This is a genomic window from Leucobacter faecis, from assembly GCF_054456695.2.
Genome location: NZ_JBTJER020000023.1, coordinates 1 through 4,305 on the forward strand (window position 1 = coordinate 1; position 4,305 = coordinate 4,305).

5 protein-coding genes and 1 tRNA gene are annotated in these 4,305 nt (G+C 61.6%); 4 read left to right on the forward strand and 2 right to left on the reverse strand.

Annotated features, from left to right (window positions below):
* Positions 1 to 385: 385 nt before the first annotated feature.
* The gene (locus tag ACXR2W_RS14050) at positions 386 to 1,648 is read right to left on the reverse strand and encodes an aromatic amino acid transport family protein (RefSeq protein WP_458817112.1); all 1,263 of its coding nucleotides are present in this window, start codon (positions 1,646 to 1,648) and stop codon (positions 386 to 388) included.
* Between the two features lie 202 nt (positions 1,649 to 1,850).
* Between ACXR2W_RS14050 and ACXR2W_RS14055 the strand changes: the two genes are divergently transcribed.
* Complete coding sequence (locus ACXR2W_RS14055) at positions 1,851 to 2,441, forward strand: GNAT family N-acetyltransferase (protein WP_458817114.1); 591 nt, start codon at positions 1,851 to 1,853, stop codon at positions 2,439 to 2,441.
* A gap of 83 nt (positions 2,442 to 2,524) precedes the next feature.
* Positions 2,525 to 2,597, forward strand: a tRNA-Arg gene (locus ACXR2W_RS14060).
* Between the two features lie 79 nt (positions 2,598 to 2,676).
* Here the strand turns inward: ACXR2W_RS14060 and ACXR2W_RS14065 are convergent.
* Complete coding sequence (locus ACXR2W_RS14065; protein ID WP_458817116.1) at positions 2,677 to 2,994, reverse strand: tyrosine-type recombinase/integrase; 318 nt, start codon at positions 2,992 to 2,994, stop codon at positions 2,677 to 2,679.
* 247 nt (positions 2,995 to 3,241) lie between these two features.
* On the opposite strand from ACXR2W_RS14065, the gene ACXR2W_RS14070 reads away from it, so the two are divergent.
* Positions 3,242 to 3,481, forward strand: a complete 240-nt coding sequence (locus ACXR2W_RS14070; protein ID WP_458817120.1) for an FHA domain-containing protein — start codon at positions 3,242 to 3,244, stop codon at positions 3,479 to 3,481.
* A gap of 222 nt (positions 3,482 to 3,703) precedes the next feature.
* Complete coding sequence (locus ACXR2W_RS14075; RefSeq protein ID WP_458817118.1) at positions 3,704 to 4,186, forward strand: hypothetical protein; 483 nt, start codon at positions 3,704 to 3,706, stop codon at positions 4,184 to 4,186.
* The last annotated feature ends 119 nt before the right edge of the window (positions 4,187 to 4,305 follow it).

A 4,305-nucleotide genomic window follows, 5' to 3' on the forward strand; every position in this document is an offset into this window, starting at 1 on the left:
CATAGGTGACGGCCTCGTTCGTGGTGCGGCCGTCACGACGCCGTTCGCGCTGTTCTTTGCGGGGCTTCTTCTGCCCCTTACCTGAGCCAGCGCCCCCAGCACTGCGGCCCGCCCCGGCCCCTGCCCCGCGCGATGCGCGAGGAGTAGGGCCCGGGGCGTAAGCGGTCATGATACAAGCACGCTCCAACGGCCGGTGACTCGCCCCAGTTCCCGGCACGCACTGTGTGCCGGGAACTGGGGCGAGGTGGTGGGAGTCATGTATCTATTATCTCATGAATCGTACAAATCTTCGGGAAATGTTATCCACAGATTCGAACGTAGAGACCCCTAAAAGGGGCCCTGTGGACGAAGATAAATCACCAGGCCCCAGTTTAAGTAGCCAGGACTACAGCCAGCCCTGCGGCACCAGTCCCAGCACTGAAAGGATGGAGAACACAAAAGCCGCACCAAAGACGCCAATGAGCGCCGTTTGAATGGCGGGGTGCGCGATCCAGCCAGCAACCCAGGCGGGCTCCTGGTCGCCGTGCTTGCGCGCGCGGTGCAGCATCATCACGGGAACAATCGACATGATCGCACCCGCGAAGCCGCCCGCGTAACCGAGTGCCGACACAAAACCGGCCCAGCCAGCTACGCCGATGATAAACGGCGGCACCACGGTGATGGCCATCGCTGCCACCTTGTGCCGCCGTGAGCCCTCAGAAGGCCACTTGAAACGGTCAAAGATGTTCATCATCATGGTGAACCCAATGCCCAAGAACGACGTCATCATGGCGAGCACAGCAAAAATGTTGGCCATGTAATACGCGGCGGTGCCAAGCTGCTGGCCCCAGGCGATTGTGACAACCTCGGTGATGCCGTCGGGGCCCATCATGCCGAGCGCCGCGAGCGGCACGAGCGCCAGCAAGAAACCCGTCGCACTCATGCCTACGACAATGGTGCGCGGCAGCGCGCGGGGGTTGGTCGCGGCGAGGCCGCGCGCGAGCTCGGGCACGGTGTACTGCGCGACGAACGCAAATACCGCGAGGTTGACGATCGGAATGATGAAGTAGGGCTGCATATACGTGAGGAACTCGGCGTGCAGGCCCGGTCCCACAAACGTCCAGCCACACAACACCAGAATGAGAGCGAGCATCGTGACCGTGATCGCCTGCTCAGACTTGCCGGTGGCCTGTAGGCCAAGCCACATGATGGCGACGGCGGGCACAAAGAACAAGATGCTGCCAAGCATGGGAGGCACGCCGAGCAGGTCTGCGAGCAGACTTCCACTACCCGATGCATACGCGATGAGCGCACCCAAACCGTTGACGACGACTCCAGCGAAAACCAGCCATGATCCGGTGTTGCCGAGGTATTTTTGCGCGAGGCCAGCAAGCTGCAGTGGCTGCTTGGTGCGCAGCGCGACCTCGGCAACATACAGCATCGACGCGGTCGCGAGAAAGCCCGAGATGAGCAGCGCGATCATCAGGGCGGGGAAGCCACCCTGGCGAGAGCCGTAGGGCAGGCTGAGTAGGCCGGCACCGATGTTCGTGCCGAAGATGATGGCGACGCCCTGCCAGAACGTGATCGCTGGGTGTTTGTGGGCGGCCGTGCCCGTGCTGGCTGGGGCAGTGGCTGCCCCGGGGGCGACTTCGATGGTGCCGGTATTCAAAAGGTTCCGTTTCAGTGGGGGTCATTGTCCCCGCGCGAAACTGACGTCTTGTGCTTCGCGCGGCAAGAAGCGCGCAGACGACTTCGACCCTCGCACTGCGACATCGAAATCGCCGCAGTGCGTAACTTCCCATCGGGCAATGTAACAAGCAATGCGCGAATTTCACAATTTGACGCGAACAAAATTGTGCCTAGTGTGAAGTGTGACATCACAAATCAGCTATCCGATTATCACCGAGCGACTACGGCTTAGGCCCCACCGGGCGGCCGACGCTGCCTGGCTATACGCGCTATTCTCGCGCGAAGATGTCGCGCGCTTTTTGCCCTATGAGCCGTGGAGTATCGACTTCACGCGGCAGAAGCTAGCCGAGCACATCGCTAAGAACGACCTCGAGGGCGAGGCGGGCGGCCTCACGCTTGCGGTCGAGCTTGCGGGCAACACCGAGCGCGCAGTTCGCACAGTTCGCGCAGAACCCGCTGTTCCCATTGGGCAGGTGCTGCTGTGGTACACCGACCGCGCACACGGCATCGCCGAAATCGGATGGGCGTTTGATCCGGCATGGCAGGGGAAGGGGTACGCGGCCGAGGCAGCAAGCGCCTTGCTCACGGTCGCGTTCGAGCAGCACGGGGTGCACCGGGTCGCGGCGCAGCTCGACGCGCGCAACGCGGCTTCGGCCGCGCTTGCAAAGCGCCTCGGCATGCGCCGCGAGGCGACGCTGCGTGACAGCGCGTGGGTCAAGGGGGAGCGCGTTACGACCGCGATCTATGCTGTGATTGCTCCGGATCGCGCCTGAACCCGAAGGCCCTGGCCGACGCGCGCCGCTCGATTCGAAGTCATGCCCGCACTTACGCTAAGCTGATCGGGTCGCAGTACCTCGCCTCCGTAGCTCAGGGGATAGAGCGCTGGTTTCCGGTACCAAAGGTCGGGGGTTCGAATCCCTCCGGGGGCACGGCGACAAAAGCGGCTCTGACCGGGTGTTTAGCACTCAGTCAGGGCCGCTTTTCTTGTCTCATGTGCTGTTTCATGTGCTAGGCATGGTTAAACAGGGCCGCGAATCTGTCTACGGCGCTGCGCTGCATCGTGGCTGTTACGTGGCTGTAGAGGTCCATCGTTATGGCGATTGAGCCGTGGCCGAGGCGCTCTTGCACGATCTTGGGGTGTTCTCCGAGCGCCAACAGGATTGTTGCGTGGGAGTGCCTGAGCCCATGTAGCGGCAGCTTGGGGAACGCCTCTTCGCCGAGCTTCTTGTGTGCTTGTGTGACGCGACGCGCCCAGATATCGGTGATGCGTTTAGGGTTGCGTAGCTCGCCAGCATCGTTGCCGAAGATGTACGCGCCGGGCCTCACTAGCTCGAGGCTGATCGATGCTTTTGTGGTGCGTAGTTTCTTGAGCGCTGCGAGTAGCTGTGCGTCAGCATCTACGACTCGTGCGCGCAGCTCTTGGTGGGCTTCGCTACAGTGGGCTCTTGAGCTCGAGGACGGCAGAGTCGCCTGGCTCCTCACTGACCATGTCGTGGTGGGACGTCGCCCCTAAGCGACGCATGACGCGACAGAGGACGCGACTCCCGTTGCAATCTCCGACGCGACAAAGACACTGTCGCGATCACACGCTCGGCTCCGACGCGACACGGCCAGCGACACGTGGTCCATTGAAGACATGGGTGCCGCCAACGGTGTCGAGACAGTAGACGGCAGTAGCGGCGACACAACGACATTGACCCCCGGTGTCCCCGCCCCCGCAACGGAGTACCTCCAGCTCGGGACATTACGGATGCAACTTATCCGTGTCGCCTATCCGGGCACGTGGGCGCACAGTGATGTCGCCGACAGCTGACGCGCAGACCTGTCGCGTCTGCCTTGTCGCCAGTGTCGCCCGACGCGGCATTGGCTACTTCACCCCTCCCAAAAAGGAGCGACAGGGGATCGCGACATCGACCGGCACGGGCGATGTCCCGGCCCATGACCGCTCGCAACATCGGACGACAAGTGCCAACACGCTAGCTCCCAACCACGCGACCCAATCAGGGACGCTCACGACACTTCATATGGAGACGACATGACTATCGCGACATCAGCTGAAATTGACTACAAGTGCGCGCATCGAGCGACACGCGACTTCTCGGACATTCCGGCCGGCCAGCGTGCGGGCCGCATCGAATGGCTTTCAGGGAGGCCCTGCTTCGAGTGCTTCAAGAAGACAGCCAAGAAGGGGCTCTCCAAAGAGTTCAAGGCAGAACGTGCTGCACTCCACGAGGAAGCGCTCGCTGATCAGGAACGCTCTGGCCTCCCGCCCCTCCAAGGGTCTGACAAACAGGTCTCGTGGGCCACGGATGAACGGTACAAGCTTCTGAAGGCTGCATACGAAGACCTCGTGCAGGCAGAGGACATGAGCGAATCGGAATTCGAGGAAGCTGTTCTAGACATCGCTCGGCGCATTGCGGGCGCAGGCTGGTGGATCGACAACCGGGAAGCGACATCGACCGAGCTGATCGCGTTTCTCAAAGACCCGGGTGTCGAGCTGTCAGAGAACCCGTTCTAAACGACATTACACAAACGACAAACGACAAACGATAAACGACATACTGAGTATTCGGACTTCTGAGCACCGCCAGTATTCCGGTTGAGCACCGCCCGCTGAAGCGCAGTTATTGTCTGGTG